This window comes from Cupriavidus gilardii, from assembly GCF_017598945.1.
In the GTDB taxonomy this organism is placed as follows: domain Bacteria; phylum Pseudomonadota; class Gammaproteobacteria; order Burkholderiales; family Burkholderiaceae; genus Cupriavidus; species Cupriavidus gilardii_E.
This window is the reverse complement of the sequence record NZ_JAGFTW010000038.1, coordinates 1-17,583: the sequence shown is the minus strand read 5'-3', so window position 1 is coordinate 17,583 and position 17,583 is coordinate 1. Positions and strand designations below refer to the sequence as shown.

Here is a 17,583-nt window from a genome sequence, read left to right as displayed (position 1 = left end):
ATGATACCGCGCCTGCACCGATCGGGTGCGCCGGCCGCGCCCGGTTTGCTACACTGCGCCATCCCCCTCCAACACCGTCATTTCACTGGGTAAGCCGCATGGCACAGTACGTCTATACGATGAATCGCGTGGGCAAGATCGTTCCGCCCAAGCGTCAGATCCTGAAGGATATTTCGCTGTCCTTTTTCCCCGGCGCCAAGATCGGCGTGCTCGGCCTGAACGGCTCGGGCAAGTCGACGTTGCTGCGAATCATGGCCGGCGTCGACAAGGACATCGAGGGCGAAGCGATCCCGATGCCGAATCTGAACATCGGCTATCTGCCGCAGGAGCCGCAGCTCGATCCCGAGCAGACCGTGCGTGAAGCGGTCGAGGGCGGCCTGGGCGAGGTATTCGAAGCCCGAAAGAAGCTCGAGGAAATCTACGCGGCCTATGCCGAGCCGGACGCCGACTTCGACCAGCTGGCCGCCGATCAGGCCAAGTACGAGGCGATCCTGGCCGCGAGCGACGGCAACAATGCCGAGCAGCAGCTCGAAGTCGCGGCCGACGCGCTGCGGCTGCCGCCGTGGGATGCGAAGGTCGGCAATCTGTCCGGCGGCGAGAAGCGTCGCGTGGCGCTGTGCCGGCTGTTGCTGTCGCGGCCGGACATGCTGTTGCTGGACGAGCCGACCAACCACCTGGATGCCGAGTCGGTCGAATGGCTGGAGCAGTTCCTGACCCGCTTCCCCGGCACGGTGGTCGCGGTCACCCACGATCGCTACTTCCTCGACAACGCGGCCGAGTGGATCCTGGAACTGGACCGCGGCCACGGCATTCCGTGGAAGGGCAACTACAGCTCGTGGCTGGACCAGAAGGAAAACCGGCTGAAGCAGGAAGAGTCCAGCGAGTCGGCGCGGCAGAAGGCGCTGAAGAAGGAGCTGGAATGGGTACGTCAGAATCCGAAGGGCCGACAGGCCAAGTCGAAGGCGCGTCTGGCGCGGTTCGACGAGCTGAACAGCCAGGAATACCAGAAGCGCAACGAAACCCAGGAGATTTTCATTCCGGTCGGCGAGCGGCTCGGCAATGAGGTGATCGAGTTCGAGAACGTGTCGAAGGCCTACGGCGACCGGCTGCTGATCGACAACCTGAGCTTCAAGGTGCCGCCGGGCGCGATCGTCGGGGTGATTGGCCCGAACGGCGCCGGCAAATCGACGCTGTTCCGCATGCTGACCGGCAAGGAGCAGCCCGACAGCGGCGCGATCAAGGTCGGGCCGACCGTCAAGCTGGCCTACGTCGACCAGAGCCGCGATGCGCTGGACGGCAGCAAGACCGTGTTCGAGGAAATCTCCGGCGGCGCGGACGTGCTGACGGTGGGCCGCTACGAGACGCCGTCGCGCGCCTATATCGGCCGCTTCAACTTCAAGGGCTCTGACCAGCAGAAGCACGTGGGCACGCTGTCCGGCGGCGAACGCGGCCGGCTGCATCTGGCCAAGACGCTGATCGCCGGCGGCAATGTGCTGCTGCTCGACGAACCGTCCAACGACCTCGACGTCGAAACGCTGCGCGCGCTGGAAGACGCGCTGCTGGAGTTCGCCGGCTGCGTGATGGTGATCTCGCACGATCGCTGGTTCCTGGACCGGATCGCGACGCATATCCTGGCCTTCGAAGGCGACTCGCACGTCGAGTTCTTCGCCGGCAACTATCAGGAGTACGAGGCGGACAAGAAGCGCCGCCTGGGCGAGGAAGCGGCCAAGCCCAAGCGCATTCGGTACAAGCCGATCGCTCGTTGAGGCGGTAGGGGTTTCCCTCTCCCCGGCCCCTCTCCCGCCCGGCGGGAGAGGGGAGCAAACCAGCGAGGCCTCCTTCACCGTTACGGCCCGCTTTCGGCTCCCCTCTCCCACTCGTGGGAGAGGGGTGGGGGAGAGGGAGAGGCGAGCGCGCCAGTCCCTACGCCGGCCACCGAAACGGCGCCGGCCGGTTCTCCAGCAACTGCGTCAGCTCGGCCGACAGCGCGGCATCGTCCGCTGCTCCGCCTGGATCTCCCGCCATAGCACCTTGCCCGTCCCGGACTTCGGCAGTGCGCTGCGGAACTCGACCGCACGCGGCGTCTTGTACGCCGCCATCCGCTCCCGGCACCAGGCGATCAGATCGGCAGCCTCCAGCGTCGTGCCGGGCTTGAGCACGACCACCGCCTTCACCGATTCGCCCTGCCGCCTGTCGGGCACCGCGACGATGCAGGCCTCGTGAATCGCGGGATGCTGGTACAGCATGGTCTCCACCTCGGCGGGCCAGACCTTGTAGCCGCTGACATTGATCATGCGCTTCAGGCGATCGCGCATGAAGAAGTAGCCTTCCTCGTCGACGCTGGCCAGATCACCCGTGCGAAAGAATCGCTTGCCGTCGCGCTCGAAGAAGGACTCGCGGTTCGCGGCCTCGTCATTCCAGTAGCCGAGCATCAGCTGGTCGCCGCTGGTCACCAGCTCGCCGACCTCGCCCGGCGGCAGCGGCGCCAGCGTGGCCGGATCGACGATGCGCGAGTCGACGCCGAAGGCCGGAATGCCGAGGCACTGGCGCCTGGGCCGGTGCAGCGGATTGCAGTGCAGGAAGGAGGCGGTCTCCGTCATGCCATAGCCCTCGATATAGCCGAGATCGAAGCGCGACTTCAGCATCGCGGCCACCGCCTCGGGCATCGCGGCGCCGCCGCCGTTGAGCAGCGTCAGGCTGGAAAGGTCGCGCGCGCTCGCCTCCGGATGCGCGAAAAAGTCGATCAGCATCGCCGGCGGCGCGCCCCAGGTTGTTACGCGATAGCGCTCGATCAGCCGGGCCGCGGTCGCGGCGTCCCAGCGCGGCAGCATCACCACCGTCGCGCCGATCGCGATCGGCATCAGCATCGCGTTCTGCATGCCCAGCAGATGGAACAGCGGCGCCACGCCCATCACCACTGCTTCGGCATGCAGGCCGCGCCAGAGCACCGCGGAGAACGTCGAGGCCAGCAGCGTGCGATGGGTATGCATGCAGCCCTTCGGGTGGCCGGTGGTGCCCGAGGTGTAGGGCAGCACGCAGAGATCGTCAGGGCTGGTCTGCACATCGGGCGCGGGCAGACCGTGCGCCAGTGCGTCGCCCCAATACGTCAGGCGCGCATCCGCATCGTCGAGTGTCGCGCGAGGGGCGCGGACCCAGTCGGGCACGTCCAGATCGGTATCCGCGTCGATGGCGTCGGCATAGTTGTGCACCACTACGTGTTGCAACCGATGCCGCAATCGATCGCTCGCCAGCGAGGGGCGCAGCGCCGGCAGCAGTTCCTGCGCCACCAGCGCGACCTGCGCGCCGCTGTCGCGCAGATAGTGATCGAGCTCGTTGGCGGTGCACATCGCATTGACCGGCACCACCACCGCACCGCAGCGCACGATCGCATGGAAGGCGACGACGAATTGCGGGCAGTTCTGGCTCATCAGCAGCACGCGCTCGCCGGGGCGCACGCCGCCATGGCGATGCAGGTAACCGGCCAGCGCTTCGGTCTGGCGGCGCAGCTCCGCATAGCTCAGCTCGCGGCCATAGAAGACGATTGCCGGCTTGTCGGGATAGCGGTCGGCCTGCACCGACAGGTTGTGGCACAGCGTGACGCGCGGCACGCGGATGCGATGTGGCAATCCGCGCGGCCAGCTGCGGAACCATGCGTGTTGATCCGAGTGGTTCGATGGCATCGCTTCGGAAGACACTGCGTCGGATGTCATGCCTGCTGGTCTCCTGTCGTTGATCCGGCGTTCGCTTTGCGGCGACGCGATTCACCTCGATGCTTCAGTCCCCCATCGCCCGCGCCACGATTTCCTTCATCACCTCGTTGGCACCGCCATAGATGCGGCCTACGCGCGCATCGGTGTACATCCGTGCGATCGGGTACTCGTTCATGTAGCCGTAGCCGCCATGCAGCTGCAGGCATTCGTCGACGACCTGGCACAGCGTCTGCGTGCTCCACCACTTGGCCATCGCGGCGGTCGGCACGTCGAGCTCGCCGCGCTGCAGCCGGCCAATGCAGTCGTCGACGAAGCTGCGCGCGATGGTCGCATGCGTCTGGCACTCGGCCAGCTTGAAGCGCGTATTCTGCATCGCCATCAGCGGTTCGCCGAACACGTGGCGCTGCGTCACATAAGCGAGCGTGTCGTCGACGGCCCGCTGCATCGTGGCCGCGGCGCCGATCGCGATCAGCAGCCGCTCGCGCGGCAGCTGCTGCATCAGCTGCCGGAAGCCGCGGCCTTCCTCGTTGCCCAGAAGGTTCTCGGCCGGCACCATCACGCCGTCGAAGAACAGCTCGACGGTGTCCTGGCCGCGCTGGCCGATCTTGTCGAGCAGGCGGCCGCGCTGAAAGCCGGGCAGGTCGCGCGTTTCGACCATCAGCAGCGACACGCCGCTGGCGCGCGCGGCGGGATCGGTCTTGACCGCCAGGCAGATCAGGTCGGCATGCCAGCCGTTGGTGATGAAGGTCTTGGCGCCGTTGACCAGATAGTGCCTGCCATCGCTGCTGAGGACCGCGGTGGTCTTGATGCGCTGCAGGTCGGTTCCGGCGCCGGGTTCGGTCATGCCGATTGCGGCCACCATCTCGCCGCGCGCCATCGCCGGCAGCCAGCGCTGCTTCTGCGCCTCGCTGCCGTAGGCGAGCAGATAATGGGCAACGATGCCGCTGTGCACGTTGATGCTGAAGCTGGTGACCAGCGCGCGCTGCTGCTCCTCGCAGATCACCGCCTCGTGCAGGAAGCTGCCGCCGCCTCCGCCGTAAGCCTCGGGAATGCCGCTGCACAGCAGCCCGAGCTCGCCGGCGCGCAGCCAGATGTCGCGGTCGCAGTGCTTCTGCTCGACCCACGCCGGCTGGCGCGGCACGCATTCGGTCTCGAAGAAGCGCCGTGCGGTCTCGCGCAGCAGTTCGAGTTCGCTGTCCATCCACGGACGGGGCGCATGCTGGATCGTCATGGCGGACTCCGGTGAACGTTACGGGCGGCCGCCGCCGCAGACCAGCACCTGGCCGCTGACGTAGTTGGACTCGGGGATGCAGAACAGATAGACCGCGCCGGCCGCTTCCTCGGGCGTGCCGCCGCGCCCGAGCGGAATCAGGGCCTCGGCGTTCTTCAGGATCTGCGGGTTGACGCCGACCTTGATCTTGCGCCCGGCGATATCGATGCTCGCGTCGGCCTGTGCATCGGCCTCGGTCAGCCGCGTCTTGATCAGGCCGAACGCGATGCTGTTGACGTTGACCTTGTAGCGGCCCCATTCCTTGGCCATCGCGCGGGTCAGGCCGTTGATGCCGGCCTTGGCGGCGGCGTAGTTGGCCTGCCCGGCATTGCCGTAGACGCCCGAGGTCGACGAGATGTTGACGACCTTGCGGAATACCGGCGTGCCGCGTTCCGCCTCCTGCTTGGCAGCCTCGCGGATGAAGTTCGACGCGGCGCGCAGGATGCGAAAGGGCGCGGTCAGGTGCACCGCCAGGATGTCCTCCCACTGCTCGTCGCTCATCTTCTGGATCACGTTGTCCCAGGTATAGCCGGCGTTGTTGACGATGATGTCGAGGCCGCCGAACTGCTCGAGCGCGGTATTGACGAAGCGGTCGGCAAAACCGGCCTCGGTCACGCTGCCCACGCAGGCCGCCGCCTTGCCGCCGCTGGCGCGGATGGTCTCCACCACTTCCAGCGCCGGCGCCTCGTCGAGATCGTTGACCACCACGCGCGCGCCTTCGGCAGCGAGCTTCAGCGCGATCTCGCGGCCGATGCCGCGGCCCGAGCCCGATACCAGTGCCACCTTGTCCTGCAGCTTGTTCATGCCGTTCGTCTCCTTGCTGTGTTCGTTCGGTACGCGGTGTCCTGCGCCTCAGGGCAGCGCCACGACCGCGTCGCCGGCCACCTTGACCTCGCCGCTCCGGTCCACCGTGCTCAGTTCGATCCGCACGCGCCTCTCGCCGTGCGCCTCCATCTTCTCGACCACGGTGCCGCGGCAGGTCAGCACATCGCCCACATGCGTGATGGCGACGAAGCGCACGCCGAAGTCGCGCAGTTGCTGCTGCGGGACCCAGTTGGTCAGCAGCCTGCCGAGATAGGCCATCGACAGCATGCCGTGCGCGAACACATCGGGCTGGCCCGCGGCGTGCGCGAAGTCGGTGTCGACGTGGATCGGGTTGTGGTCGCCCGAGGCCCCGCAATAGAGCGCCAACGTCAGGCGCGACACCGGTTCGGTCTCGAAGGCGGGCAGGGCGTCGCCCGCCTGCAGGTCGTCGTAGCGCAGCGTCGGCATCGTTCGGACTCCTTCATCCATGGCGCATCACCGTGACCGTGCGCAGATCGGCGACATGCGCCCCGTGCTGATTGCTGACGCGCGTGCGGCGCACGACGAATTCGAGCGCGCCGCCCTTCTTGTCGTAGAGGTCCTCGATGCACTGTTCGAAGGTCAGACGGTCGCCCGCATAGGCCATGGCGTGATAGGTGAAACGCTGCTCGCCGTGCAGCAGCCTTCGGTAGTCCAGACCGAGCAGTTCGCGGATCGCGGCCGGATTCGGCGCATCCATTTCGAGGCAGAACAGGAAGGTCGGCGGCACCGGCAGCGCGGGATGGCCGGCATCGCGCGCGGCGGCCTCGTCGGTGTAGATCGGGTCGTGCTGGCCGGTGGCCTTGGCGAACAGGCGCAGCCGGCCCGCTTCGACCGGCACGGTGAACGGCGCCATCCGGTGCCCGATGAATTGGCGATCGATCATGGTTCAGGCCGCCTGATACAGCGTCACCACGCAGGCACCGCCGAGTCCGAGGTTGTGCTGCAGCGCCAGCCGCGCGCCTTCGACCTGGCGCTGGTCGGCCTGGCCGCGCAGCTGCCAGGTCAGCTCGGCGCATTGGGCCAGGCCCGTGGCGCCGAGCGGATGGCCCTTCGACAGCAGGCCGCCGGAGGGATTGGTGACCACGCGGCCGCCGTAGGTGTTGTTGCCCTCGAGAATGAATTTCTCCGCGGTGCCTTCGGGGGTCAGGCCCAGCGCCTCGTAGGTCAGCAGCTCGTTGGCGGTGAAGCAGTCGTGCAGTTCGACCACGTCGATGTCCTCCGGTCCGATGCCGGCCTTCTCGTAGACCTGCGCGGCGGCCGCGCGGCTCATGTCGTAGCCGACCAGCTGGCGCATGTCGCGTCCATCGAAGGTGCTCGGCGTGTCGGTGGTCATCGCCTGCGCGGCGATGGTCACGCGCATGTCGAGCCCGTGGCGTCGCGCGAAGTCCTCGGAGCACAGGATCGCCGCCGCGGCGCCGCAGGTCGGCGGGCAGCATTGCAGCCGCGTCAGCGGCTCGAACACCATCGGCGCGGCCATCACTTCGTCCAGCGTCACGGTGTCGCGGAACACCGCCAGCGGATTGCGCGCGGCGTGCTGCCGTGCCTTGACCGAGATGCGGGCGAAGGTATCGGCGCGGATGCCGTGCTGCCTGATGTAGTCGCGTCCCGCACCGCCGAAGAACTGCGCGGCGCGCGGCGCGTTGGCGTCATAGCCCTGCAGCATTTCCATGGTCTCGGCGAAGCGTGCCAGCGGCGACGGGCGATCGTCGTAGGCGCCCTTGAGCGCGCCGGGCACCATCTGCTCGAAGCCGAGCGCGATCGCGCATTCGATCGCGCCGCTTTCGACGGCCTGACGGGCGAGGAACAGCGCGCTCGATCCGCTCGAGCAGTTGTTGTTCACGTTGAAGACCGGGACGCCGGTCAGGCCGACGCGATAGATCGCCGCCTGGCCCGCGGTCGAATCGCCGTAGACGTAGCCGACGTAGGCCTGCTGCACCGCGTCGTACGGCATGCCGGCATCGTCGAGGGCGAGCCGCGCGGCGCGCTCGCCCATGACCAGATAGGGCTCGCTCTTGCCCGGCTTGCTGAAGGGAATCATGCCGACACCGGCGACATGGACTTTGCGTGTCATGGTCTGGTCCTCGTTGTGGTTTGCGTGCTGCGTGGGCTCACCTTGCCGATGCCGCGAGGCCTGGTGCAGCCGCCTCATTGCAGCTTCACGCCGATCTGGCTCAGGAACACCTTCTCGCGCGCGAACTGATCGATCGCGTACTGCCGATATTCCGCGCTGCTCATGTACATGTCGACCTGGTCGTAGTCGGCCAGCATGCGCTGGTAGTCGGCGTCGCGCATCGCCTTGCGCAGCGCGTCGTGCAGCGTTTTCAGTACGGCCGGGTTCATGCCCCTGGGGGCGACGACACCGACCGGCGAATTGACCGTGATGTCGTAGCCCAGCTCCTTCAGCGTCGGCACATCGGGGCGCCGCGGCAGCCGCGTGTCGCCGAGCGTGGCCAGCAGCCGCGCCTTGCCGCCGTCGACCAGCGCACCCCAGCCGGGATCGGAGATCACGTCGAGATGGCCGCCGAGCAGCGCATTGGTCTCCTCGGCCATGCCCTTGTACGGGATGAAATTGAACTTGACGCCGGCCGCGCGCGCGAGCCGTTCCATCGCGACGTGGCCGCCGGCGCCGACGCCGGTCGAGCCATAGCTGATCTGGCCCGGCCGCGCCTTCGCATCGGCGAGCAGCTCCTGCGGCGTTTTCCACGGGGCGTCGGTGCGCACCACCAGGCCGTTGGTGTAGCCGGTCAGGCAAATCACATAGGTGAAGTCGCTGAGCGGGTCGAAATTGACCTTCTGCAGATGCGGCAGGCGAAACAGCGTGGCCGGTGCGATGGAAAAGGTGTAGCCGTCGGGCGCCGCGGTGCGCGCCATCGCGGCCGGGCCCATGGTGCCGGCGACGCCGGGCTGATTGACGACGACCACCTGCTGGCCCATCTCCTTCGACAGCGCGTGCGCCAGCGCACGCATCTGCACGTCGGTGGCGCCGCCCGGCGGGAACGGCATGATCATCGTCAGCGTACGGGAGGGATAGCTGTCGGACTTCGCCAGCGCCGCGGCCGGCCAGGGCGCCCACGCGCCGAGCGCCCCACCGGCCAGGGCCAGCAGCGCGCGCCGGCGCGACGTCGATGTGTCTGCCATGTCTGTCTCCTGTTTTGTCCGCCGCTTTGCCGCAGCTTGTCCGCTGGCCGGCGGTCGCGCCGCCACGGTGACGACAGTCTAGGAAGGCAGTGCGCGCGGATACATGGCCGAAGCGCTGAATCGCATTGGCATGAACGATCAAGCCTGAGCGAGCGCGCACGCAACGCGCCGCGCACGCAGTCCGGCTACGGGGAAACCCGCAGGGCATCGCGAGAAAATTGCGGCGATGCGGAAAGGCGGCGATGCGGGGAGACGGAGGAACGGCGGCTCAGTGCTCGCGCAGATGCGACTGGCGATACTGGCCGGGCGCGACCCCGGTCCAGTGCTTGAAGGCGCGATGGAAGGTGCTGGCCTCGGAGAAGCCCAGCAGGCTGGCGATCTCGGGCAGCGTCAGTTCGGGCCGCGCCAGGTACTCGATCGCGGCGTCGCGCCGCAGGTCGTCCTTGATGCCGCGAAAGCCCTGGCCTTCCTCGCGCAGCCGGCGGCGCAGCGTCTGCGGCGTCATCGCCAGCTGCTCGCCGACGTCCTCCAGCGTGGGGAGCTCCCCTGCCAGATTGCGCCGCAGGATGCGGCGGATGCGTTCGGTGATGCTGGTCTGGTCGCGGTACTTGATCAGCAGGCTGGCCGGCGCCTGCCTCAGGAATTCGCGCAGGCTCTCTTCGTTCTGCACCACCGGCAGCTCGAGCCAGCGCGCCTCGAAGCGCCAGCCGGTGTAGTCATGGCCGTAAGACGCGGGGGCCTGGAACAGCAGCGCGGCGTCGGCGCTCGGGCCCAGCACGGAATCGGGCAGGTCGACGCCGATCAGCGGCACGCGGCGTGCCGCCAGCCAGCAGGCGAGTCCGTAACCGAGGAACGCGAACGAGCGCGCCGCGTAAGCGAGGCGCCCGTCGTAGTCGACGCGCGGCGACAGGCACAGCATCGCGATCTCGCCGTGGCGCCGCAGCCGCGGCACGAAGTCGCCGATCAGCAGGCGGTAGTAGCGCAGGCCGCTGTGCATCGCCTCGCCCAGCGTGCGCGCGTGGACCATCATGCGGCAGCACTGCGCAAAGCTGCCCAGCGGCAGCGGCCGGTTGCACAGGCCCCACAGCTCGTCGCGCAGCGTGCGCCGCAACGCAAACAGCAGCGCGGCGTACTGGCCCTGCGTCACGCGCGCGACCGGCGAATCGAGCAGCGCCGGCGCGATGCCAGCGCGGCGCAACAAGGCCCCGATATCGGCGCCGCGATGGCGCGCGCCTAGCAGCGTCTGCTGAACCTGCTGGATGGCGATGGTGTGGTGGGTGAAGCTGGCGGTGTTCATGGGCGGGACCGAAGCGCGGCGCTGCTACGGTTGCGCGCGCCGCAGCCGTAGCCGCGTGATTTCCGACGGCGCGCCGAAGCGCTTCGGCGGTCCCCAGTAGCCGGTGCCGCGGCTGACATAGACCCACATGCTCCCGTGGCGGTGCAGCCCGGCGACGTAGGGCTGCTGCATCGGCACGAACAGATTCCACGGCAGGAACTGCCCGCCGTGGGTATGGCCCGACAGCTGCAGATCGAAGCCGGCCTCGGCCGCGGCGACCGCGCTGCGTGGCTGGTGGGCCAGCAGCACGCGCACGGCCGCGTCGGACGGTGCGCCGGCCAGCGCCGCCTTCGGGTCGCTGCGATGCGCCGGATCGAAATGTCCGGCGCTGAAGTCGGTCACGCCGGCCAGCACCAGCCTGGCGCCGTCGCGTTCGATCGCCACGTGCTCGTTGAGCAGGACCCGCAGTCCCAGCCGGCGCAGCTCGTCGATCCACGCATGCGCGCCGGCGTAGTACTCGTGATTGCCGGTGACGAAGTAGACGCCGTGCGGGGCGCGTAGCGAGGCCAGCGGCGCCGTGTGTTCGCTGAGCTCGGGCACCTTGCCGTCGACCAGGTCGCCGGTGATCGCGATCGCATCGGCGTCCAGCGTATGGACCCGGTCGACGATGCGCTGCAGATACGGCCGCTTGATGGTCGGACCGACATGGATGTCGCTGAGCTGGGCAATGGTGAATCCGTCCAGCGCGGCGGGCAGTCCGGCGATCGGCACCTCGACGTCGACCACCCGCGCCACCCGCCGCGCGTTCAAGTAGCCGAGCAGCGAAATCAGCAGCGCCAGCGCGACGGTGGCCACTGCGCTCCAGACCGGCAGTGCCGGCGGGTACCAGCCGGCCAGCGCACAGGCCAGCAGCACCAGCTCGCGCAGCACGGTCAGGATCAGCAGCGTCGAGAACAGCCCCATCGCCAGCATGCCGAGCCACGAGAGGCGATCGCCCCAGGGCGGCTCGAAACGGCGCGCCAGCAGCGCGGCCGGCATCGACACGGTGGAGATGGCCAGCCACAGCGCGGCCAGCGTCTTCAGGGCCATCGGCCACGGCAGCGCGGGCAGCAGGCGGGCGCCGATGTAGAGATGCAGCAGGGCGACGATCAGCGCGGCCGTCACGATCGATCGGCGAGGGGTCATGGTGCTCCGGACAGGCGTGCCGCGTCGGCACGATAAGCCGCACGATACCGGGGATACGGCGCTTTCGCATCCACGGCATCGCCAGCGGCCCGCGCACCGCCTGTCGCGACCTAAGGTTCGATCAGCGTCCCGACCATACCGCGCGCCGCACGCCGATCGCCGTCACCGCGCCATAGGCGGTGATGCCGAGCGCCACGCCAAGGAAATGGCCGTCCAGACCCATGCCGCCGACATGCGCCAGCAGCCAGCCACCGCCCGCGGCCAGGCCGATCCGCGCGATGCCGGCGGCGATCGGCCAGCGCATCCGTCCCGCGCCCATCGACGCGAAGTACAGCGCCATGCCGAGCCCGAAGCCGCCGAAGGCGGGCGCGATCCACGACAGCGCGCGCGCCGCGATCGCGGCCACCTCCGCATCGCTGGTGAACCAGCTGGCAAAACGCGCCGGCGCGAGTCCGACCGCGACGCCGATGGTGCCGGCCAGCGCCAGTGCCAGCAGCGCGCCGACCCACGCGGTGCGCCGCGCCCCGGCCCAGTCGCCGGCGCCGACCGATCGGCCGACCAGCGCGGTCAGCGCCGAGCCGACGCCGAAGGCCAGCGGGATCATCAGGAATTCGAGCCGCGCCGAGATGCCGTAGGCGGCGACCGCGGCGGTGCCGTAGGGTCGCAGCTGCGCGGTCACCAGGATGGTCGCCAGATTGGCCAGCGCCGCCAGCCCGCAGGCAACCAGCCCGACCGACAGGATGCGCTGGAACAGCGCCACGTTCGGGCGTACCCGCAGCACCGGCACGAAGCCGGCGCCGCCGCGCAGCACCACCACTGCCATGCCGAGCGCGGCCGCCCACGACACCAGCGCGAAGGCGGCGCCGATGCCGGCCAGGCCCATGCCGCCGGGTTCGGCCAGCGCCCAGGCCAGCAGCGGGAAGGCGATCCACATCAGGCACAGCACGCGCGCCGCCAGCGCATGGCGGCCGCCGCCGCGCAGCACCGACGCCATCGTGTTGGCCAGCCAGGCCGGCACCGCGCCGGCACCGAACAGCCAGATCGCGTAGCTCGCTGCAGCCTCGGCGGCGGTCGCACCGGCCACCGCGCCGAGCACGGCATGGGGAAAGCCCGCCAGCGCAATGGCGAAGGCCAGGCCGGCCAGGACGGCGATGATCAGCGCGTGCAGCACCAGCGCGGACGCGTCCTCGCGCTTGCCGGCGCCGAGCGCGCGGGCGATGGCAGACACCACGCCGCCGCCCATCGCCCCGGTCGACATCTGCTGCAGCAGCAGCGCGAATGGCAGCACCACGGCCCAGCCGGCCAGCGCCGCGGTGCCCTGGCGCGCCGCCAGCCAGGTCTCGACCAATTGCGCGACGGCCTGCAGCAGCGCGATCAGGCTGGTCGGGGCGGCCAGCTTGACGATGGCCCGCAGCACGGCGCGCAGCGGTGCCGCGGCTGCGGCAGCCGTGGCGGCCGCAATACCGGCGTCGGCGGGGATGGGCTTCGGGGCGGGAGCGGCGAAGGGGGCGGAGAAGGGGGCGGCCGTCGCGGCGACCCGCAGGGGGTCATGCAGCTCGGTCATCGCCTGCCTCCGTGGCTTCGACGGTATCGGCTTCGGGCCCGAAGCGGCGGCGCAGGTGGTAGCCGGCCGCAGGGCCGGCGGTGACGCGCAAATCGTCCAGCGTCACCGTGCTGCCGTCGGCGCGGGTCAGCGCAGGCGCGGCGATCTCGTCGCCGGTGCGCCGGTCCAGCAGCACCGTCATCGGGCCGCGGTCGGTCATCCAGCGGTCGGCCCAGGCCTTCAGCGCGACGAAAGCCGGAAAGAAATCGCGGCCCTTGTCGGTCAACCGGTAGTGGTGACGCGCGCCGCCGTCGGCCGGCACGCGTTCGAACATGCCGTGCTCGACCAGCGTCTTCAGGCGTGCGCTGAGGATATTGGGCGCGATGCCGAGGTTGCGCTGGAATTCGTCGAAGCGCGTGCTGCCGTAGAAGGCCTCGCGCATCAGCAGGATCGCCCAGCGCTCGCCAAGTACCGCCATCGAGCGGGCGATCGGGCAGGGCATGCTGGCAAAGTCGGTATGGCCCACGTCTCCTCCGGTTGTTGTTGCTTGATTCTGACTTTCAATTTGCAAGCATTCTAGCTTGCAAATTGAAAGTGCGTGAGGAACGGGGAATACGCTCGGTTCAGCGGTTCAGACCGAGCCGTCGGGCGCGTCGCGGAACACCGGCAGCGCCGGAATCTGTTCGCGCAGGAAATCGATCAGCGCCCGCGTGGCCATCGGCGGATGCGGGTTGGGCGTGGTGATCAGGTAGAGCCGGTCGCCCAGCCCTTCGGGCCGCCAGTCGGGCAGCACCTGCACCAGCCGGCCGGCGTGGGCGTCCTGCCAGCCGGCGTAGACCGGCAGCAGGCAGACGCCGTGGCCGGCCTGCACCGCGCGGATCAGAAAGGGGAAGTGCTCGGACTGCAGGCGCGGCAGCAGCTGCACGGCGTCGCGCTGCTCGCCGCGCGTCAGATGCAGCTCGAATGGGCGCGCGAAGTAGGGCGGACACAGGAAGTCGGTCGCGGCGAGGTCGGCCGGCACCCGGATCGGACCGATCCGTTCCAGATAGGACGGCGCCGCATAGAGGCCCCATTCGATCGCGCAGACGTCGCGCGCCACATGGTCCAGCGGCGGCTGCGAGGTGACCTTCAGCGCCACGTCGATCTCGGCGGCGATCAGATCGTTGACGCGATTGTTGAAGAAGACGCGCAGCGTGATGCCCGGATGCCGCTCGGCGAACGCCAGCAGCAGCGGCGCGACGAAGGTGTCGCCCAGGCCGGTCGGTACGCTGAGCCGCACATGGCCGCGCAGCGTCTTGCCCAGGCTGTCGATCTCCGCCTGCGCGGACGCGACCTCGCGCAGGATGGCCAGTCCGTGGCGGTAGAGCGCGTGGCCGGGCTCGGTCAGCTCGAGCCGCCGCGTGGTCCGGCGCATCAGTTGGGCGCCCGCCTGGACTTCCAGTTCGCGCAGCTGGCGGCTGACCTGCGAGCGCGTGACGCCGCGCCGGCGGCCGGCTTCGGCCAGATTGCCGGCGTCGACGATATCGACGAAGGCCTGGATCAGATTCAGGTCCATGCTGCGTCCATCGGGGATTGCCAGGGGGATTGTCGCGTGGAGCTCAACATTGTGCTGCGCCGACAGGCAATTGTCGATGTCGGTGCCCGCCGTTACAGTGACCGCTCGATATACAGGAGCATTCGAATGGCGGCGGACCTCTGGTTCCAGGATCGACATCGCAGCGGCGACGAACTGCTGGCGCGCGGCAGCCGGCTGGCCGGCGGCCTGCGGGCGCTCGGCGTGGCGGAGGGCGACGTGATCGCGGTGCTGCTGCGCAACGACGCGCCGTTCGCCGACATCGTGCACGCCTGCCGGACCGCGGGCTGCTACTACTGCCCGATCAACTGGCACTTCACCGCGGACGAGGTGCGCTATCTGCTCGAGGACAGTGGCGCCAAGGTGCTGATCGCCCACGCCGATCTGCTGCCAGCCGTGCAAGCCGCGGTGCCGGCGGGCATGCCGGTGCTGGCCGTCGGCGAAGATGCCGCGCCGCCGGTTCTCGCTGCCACGGCGTACGAGCCGTGGCTCGCGGCCCAGCCGCCCTATGACGGCCCGCGCGTGGCCCCGCGCGGCCATATGGCCTACACCTCCGGCACCACCGGCCGCCCCAAGGGCGTGCTGCGCGCAGCGGTGCCGCTGGACCGGCTCGATGCGCAGCAGGCGGCGATGCGCTCGGTGGTGGCGCAGGCGATCGGTATCGTGCCGGGCTGCCGCGCGCTGATGTCGGCGCCGCTGTATCACAGCGCGCCCGGCGTCTTCATCCAGAACGCGCTGCAGATGGCCGAGCGCCTGGTACTGACGCCGCGCTTCGATGCCGAGGAGGTGCTGGCACTGATCGAGCGGCATCGTATCGATGTCGTCTACCTGGTGCCGATCATGTATGTGCGGCTGCTGAAGCTGCCGGACGAAGTACGCCGGCGCTACGACCTGTCGTCGCTGCGCTTCGTCGCCTCGACCGGCTCGCCGTGCGCGCCCGAGATCAAGCGCGCGATGCTGGACTGGCTGGGACCGGTGATCCACGAAACCTACGCGTCGAGCGAGGCCGGCATGGTCACCGTGGCGACGCCCGCCGAGGCGCTGGCCAGGCCGGGCACCGCGGGGCGTCCGGTCGACGAGGCCAGCGTGCGTATCCTGCGCGAGGACGGCACGCCCTGCGAGACCGGCGAGGTGGGCCTGATCTACGTCCGCCAGCCGGCCTACCCGGATTTCACCTATCGCCACAACGACGCGGCGCGCCGCGCGATCGAGCGCGACGGACTGGTGACGCTGGGCGACATGGGCTATCTCGACGCGGACGGCTATCTGTTCCTGTGCGACCGCGCCTCGGACATGGTGATCTCCGGCGGCGTCAATATCTATCCGGCCGAGATCGAACACCAGCTGGTGCGCTATCCCGGCGTCGCCGACTGCGTGGTGTTCGGCGTGCCCGACGACGAATACGGTGAGCGGCTGCTGGCGATGGTGCAGCCGATGCCGGGCGAGCGCCTCGACGAGGCCGACATGATCGCCTGGCTGCGCGAACGGCTGTCGGGCTTCAAGGTGCCGCGCACCATCGTGATCGCCGGGCAGCTGCCGCGCGACGAGACCGGCAAGCTCGCCAAACGTCGGCTGCGCGACCAATACTGGCAGGGACGGACGCGGCGCGTCTGAGCGCCGCTTTCATCGCGCAAGCAGGGCCACGAAGCAAACATAACGAAGGAGACACCATGCAAGGCTGGAAAGCGGGAAGGCGGGCCCGGCGCGGCATCGCTGCAGTGGGGGCGACGTTGGCGGCAACGTTGGCGGTGACGTTCGGTGCGGTGTCGACCGCCGGTGCGGCCTATCCGGACCGCCCGATCAAACTGGTGGTGCCCTACACGCCGGGCGGATCGACCGACCAGTTCGGCCGCGCGCTCGCCGAGGGCATGAGCAAGGTGCTGAAGCAGCCGGTGGTGGTCGACAACAAGCCCGGCGCGGCCACCATGATCGGCACCAACCTTGTCGCCCGCGCGCCGGCCGACGGCTATACGGTGGCCTTCGCGACCAACGGCAGCATGGTGCTGAACCCGATGCTGTACAAGAAGATCACCTACGACCCGCCGAAGGACTTCAAGATCTTCAGCATCGGCGCGGAGGTGCCGCTGGTGGTGGTCACCAATACGCAGGTGCCGGCCGGCAATATCCGCGAGTTCGCCGCCTATGCGAAGAGCCAGGGCGGCAAGCTGAACTACAGCTCGGTGGGGCTGGGCAATGCGCTGCAGCTGGCCACCGAGATGCTGAAGACCGAGCTGGGCATCGAGCTGACCCATGTGCCCTACAACGGCAGCGCGCCGGCGCTGGCGGCGCTGCTGGCCAACGACGTGCAACTGATGGTCGATGTGGTCAGCACCTCGCTGCCGCATATCAAGGCCGGCAAGCTGAAGGCGCTGGCGGTGACCAGTCGCAACCGGCTCGACGTGCTGCCCAATGTGCCGACGGTCGCCGAGAGCTATCCGAACTTCCAGGCCGCGACCTGGTTCGGGCTGGCGGTGCCGGCGCAGACGCCGCCCGAGGCGATCGAAAAGCTGCGCGCCGCGGCGGACCAGACCCTGCGCGACCCGCAGTTCCGCGCGACCTTCAACGGGCTGGGTCTGCAGGTGCTGCAGCCGATGAGCCAGGCGGAGATCGACCGCTATGTCGCCGCGGATCGCGAGCACTGGGGGAAGGTGATTCGGGCGAAGAATATTTCGCTGGATTGAGGGCAGGCGGTCGTTGGGGTTTGCCGGCGCCGTTGCCCTCTCCCCCAACCCCTCTCCCGCAAGCGGGAGAGGGGAGTAAGGGGCCGCCACGCGACTGATCCGAGCGGGAGAGGAAAAACGGGCCGCGACGCGACTGAATGACCGTTGGTTCGCTCTCTCTCCCTCGCGCCGGAGAGTGGAGTAACGGACCGCGACGCGACTGAATGACCGTTGGTTTGCTCCCCTCTCCCGCGCGCTGTATGGACCGGGGACATGGGTAACAGGTGTGCCAGGACATGGGTAACACTTTTCCCGCCTAGTCAGCGGGAGGAAGAAGTTGCCCTGGAGCCAAACCACCGTGAAGCAGCAGAGGGAAGAATTT

Annotated in this window: 15 protein-coding genes; 3 read left to right on the top strand and 12 right to left on the bottom strand. The window is 68.9% G+C overall.

Annotated features, from left to right (window positions below; translation table 11 throughout):
• Positions 1–98: 98 nt before the first annotated feature.
• On the top strand, positions 99–1,766 hold the full coding sequence (gene ettA, locus J5T34_RS13785) for an energy-dependent translational throttle protein EttA (RefSeq protein ID WP_208580245.1): 1,668 nt from the start codon (positions 99–101) through the stop codon (positions 1,764–1,766).
• Positions 1,767–1,970: 204 nt separating this feature from the next.
• Here the strand turns inward: ettA and J5T34_RS13780 are convergent, their stop codons facing one another.
• The 12 genes from J5T34_RS13780 to J5T34_RS13725 form a co-directional block, all read right to left on the bottom strand.
• Positions 1,971–3,710 (bottom strand): long-chain-fatty-acid--CoA ligase, encoded by a 1,740-nt coding sequence (locus J5T34_RS13780; protein WP_208580244.1) that lies wholly within the window; start codon positions 3,708–3,710, stop codon positions 1,971–1,973.
• A 64-nt stretch (positions 3,711–3,774) separates the two neighbouring features.
• Positions 3,775–4,941 (bottom strand): acyl-CoA dehydrogenase family protein, encoded by a 1,167-nt coding sequence (locus J5T34_RS13775; protein ID WP_208580243.1) that lies wholly within the window; start codon positions 4,939–4,941, stop codon positions 3,775–3,777.
• Positions 4,942–4,959: 18 nt separating this feature from the next.
• Positions 4,960–5,784 carry an SDR family NAD(P)-dependent oxidoreductase gene (locus tag J5T34_RS13770; protein ID WP_208580242.1) on the bottom strand — a complete coding sequence of 275 codons (825 nt, stop codon included), beginning with the start codon at positions 5,782–5,784 and terminating at the stop codon, positions 4,960–4,962.
• A gap of 48 nt (positions 5,785–5,832) precedes the next feature.
• The gene (locus tag J5T34_RS13765) at positions 5,833–6,252 is read right to left on the bottom strand and encodes a MaoC family dehydratase (protein WP_208580311.1); all 420 of its coding nucleotides are present in this window, start codon (positions 6,250–6,252) and stop codon (positions 5,833–5,835) included.
• 13 nt (positions 6,253–6,265) lie between these two features.
• Positions 6,266–6,709 carry a MaoC family dehydratase N-terminal domain-containing protein gene (locus J5T34_RS13760; RefSeq protein ID WP_208580241.1) on the bottom strand — a complete coding sequence of 148 codons (444 nt, stop codon included), beginning with the start codon at positions 6,707–6,709 and terminating at the stop codon, positions 6,266–6,268.
• 3 nt (positions 6,710–6,712) lie between these two features.
• Positions 6,713–7,897 (bottom strand): lipid-transfer protein, encoded by a 1,185-nt coding sequence (locus J5T34_RS13755; protein ID WP_208580240.1) that lies wholly within the window; start codon positions 7,895–7,897, stop codon positions 6,713–6,715.
• Positions 7,898–7,971: 74 nt separating this feature from the next.
• On the bottom strand, positions 7,972–8,964 hold the full coding sequence (locus tag J5T34_RS13750; RefSeq protein WP_208580239.1) for a tripartite tricarboxylate transporter substrate binding protein: 993 nt from the start codon (positions 8,962–8,964) through the stop codon (positions 7,972–7,974).
• Between the two features lie 268 nt (positions 8,965–9,232).
• Positions 9,233–10,261 (bottom strand): AraC family transcriptional regulator, encoded by a 1,029-nt coding sequence (locus tag J5T34_RS13745; RefSeq protein ID WP_208580238.1) that lies wholly within the window; start codon positions 10,259–10,261, stop codon positions 9,233–9,235.
• 24 nt (positions 10,262–10,285) lie between these two features.
• Positions 10,286–11,425, bottom strand: a complete 1,140-nt coding sequence (locus J5T34_RS13740; protein WP_208580237.1) for a metallophosphoesterase — start codon at positions 11,423–11,425, stop codon at positions 10,286–10,288.
• A gap of 121 nt (positions 11,426–11,546) precedes the next feature.
• The gene (locus J5T34_RS13735) at positions 11,547–12,989 is read right to left on the bottom strand and encodes an MATE family efflux transporter (RefSeq protein ID WP_208580236.1); all 1,443 of its coding nucleotides are present in this window, start codon (positions 12,987–12,989) and stop codon (positions 11,547–11,549) included.
• A complete protein-coding gene (locus tag J5T34_RS13730; RefSeq protein ID WP_208580235.1) occupies positions 12,973–13,494 on the bottom strand; it encodes a winged helix-turn-helix transcriptional regulator in 522 nt (173 codons plus the stop codon). Before J5T34_RS13730 ends, J5T34_RS13735 begins: the two co-directional genes overlap by 17 nt.
• A gap of 105 nt (positions 13,495–13,599) precedes the next feature.
• Positions 13,600–14,523, bottom strand: coding sequence for a LysR family transcriptional regulator (locus J5T34_RS13725; protein ID WP_208580234.1), 924 nt, complete (start codon positions 14,521–14,523; stop codon positions 13,600–13,602).
• A gap of 126 nt (positions 14,524–14,649) precedes the next feature.
• Between J5T34_RS13725 and J5T34_RS13720 the strand changes: the two genes are divergently transcribed.
• The gene (locus tag J5T34_RS13720; protein WP_208580233.1) at positions 14,650–16,155 is read left to right on the top strand and encodes an acyl-CoA synthetase; all 1,506 of its coding nucleotides are present in this window, start codon (positions 14,650–14,652) and stop codon (positions 16,153–16,155) included.
• A 56-nt stretch (positions 16,156–16,211) separates the two neighbouring features.
• Positions 16,212–17,222: a Bug family tripartite tricarboxylate transporter substrate binding protein gene (locus J5T34_RS13715; RefSeq protein ID WP_208580232.1), complete on the top strand. Its 1,011-nt coding sequence runs from the start codon at positions 16,212–16,214 to the stop codon at positions 17,220–17,222.
• Positions 17,223–17,583 lie beyond the last annotated feature (361 nt).

Bases quoted from the DNA above. Each gene is read 5' to 3' on its own strand.
- ettA (WP_208580245.1), top strand. From the start codon at position 99: ATGGCACAGTACGTCTATACGATGAATCGCGTGGGCAAGATCGTTCCG.
- J5T34_RS13780 (WP_208580244.1), bottom strand. From the start codon at position 3,710: ATGACATCCGACGCAGTGTCTTCCGAAGCGATGCCATCGAACCACTCG.
- J5T34_RS13775 (WP_208580243.1), bottom strand. From the start codon at position 4,941: ATGACGATCCAGCATGCGCCCCGTCCGTGGATGGACAGCGAACTCGAA.
- J5T34_RS13770 (WP_208580242.1), bottom strand. From the start codon at position 5,784: ATGAACAAGCTGCAGGACAAGGTGGCACTGGTATCGGGCTCGGGCCGC.
- J5T34_RS13765 (WP_208580311.1), bottom strand. From the start codon at position 6,252: ATGCCGACGCTGCGCTACGACGACCTGCAGGCGGGCGACGCCCTGCCC.
- J5T34_RS13760 (WP_208580241.1), bottom strand. From the start codon at position 6,709: ATGATCGATCGCCAATTCATCGGGCACCGGATGGCGCCGTTCACCGTG.
- J5T34_RS13755 (WP_208580240.1), bottom strand. From the start codon at position 7,897: ATGACACGCAAAGTCCATGTCGCCGGTGTCGGCATGATTCCCTTCAGC.
- J5T34_RS13750 (WP_208580239.1), bottom strand. From the start codon at position 8,964: ATGGCAGACACATCGACGTCGCGCCGGCGCGCGCTGCTGGCCCTGGCC.
- J5T34_RS13745 (WP_208580238.1), bottom strand. From the start codon at position 10,261: ATGAACACCGCCAGCTTCACCCACCACACCATCGCCATCCAGCAGGTT.
- J5T34_RS13740 (WP_208580237.1), bottom strand. From the start codon at position 11,425: ATGACCCCTCGCCGATCGATCGTGACGGCCGCGCTGATCGTCGCCCTG.
- J5T34_RS13735 (WP_208580236.1), bottom strand. From the start codon at position 12,989: ATGACCGAGCTGCATGACCCCCTGCGGGTCGCCGCGACGGCCGCCCCC.
- J5T34_RS13725 (WP_208580234.1), bottom strand. From the start codon at position 14,523: ATGGACCTGAATCTGATCCAGGCCTTCGTCGATATCGTCGACGCCGGC.
- J5T34_RS13720 (WP_208580233.1), top strand. From the start codon at position 14,650: ATGGCGGCGGACCTCTGGTTCCAGGATCGACATCGCAGCGGCGACGAA.
- J5T34_RS13715 (WP_208580232.1), top strand. From the start codon at position 16,212: ATGCAAGGCTGGAAAGCGGGAAGGCGGGCCCGGCGCGGCATCGCTGCA.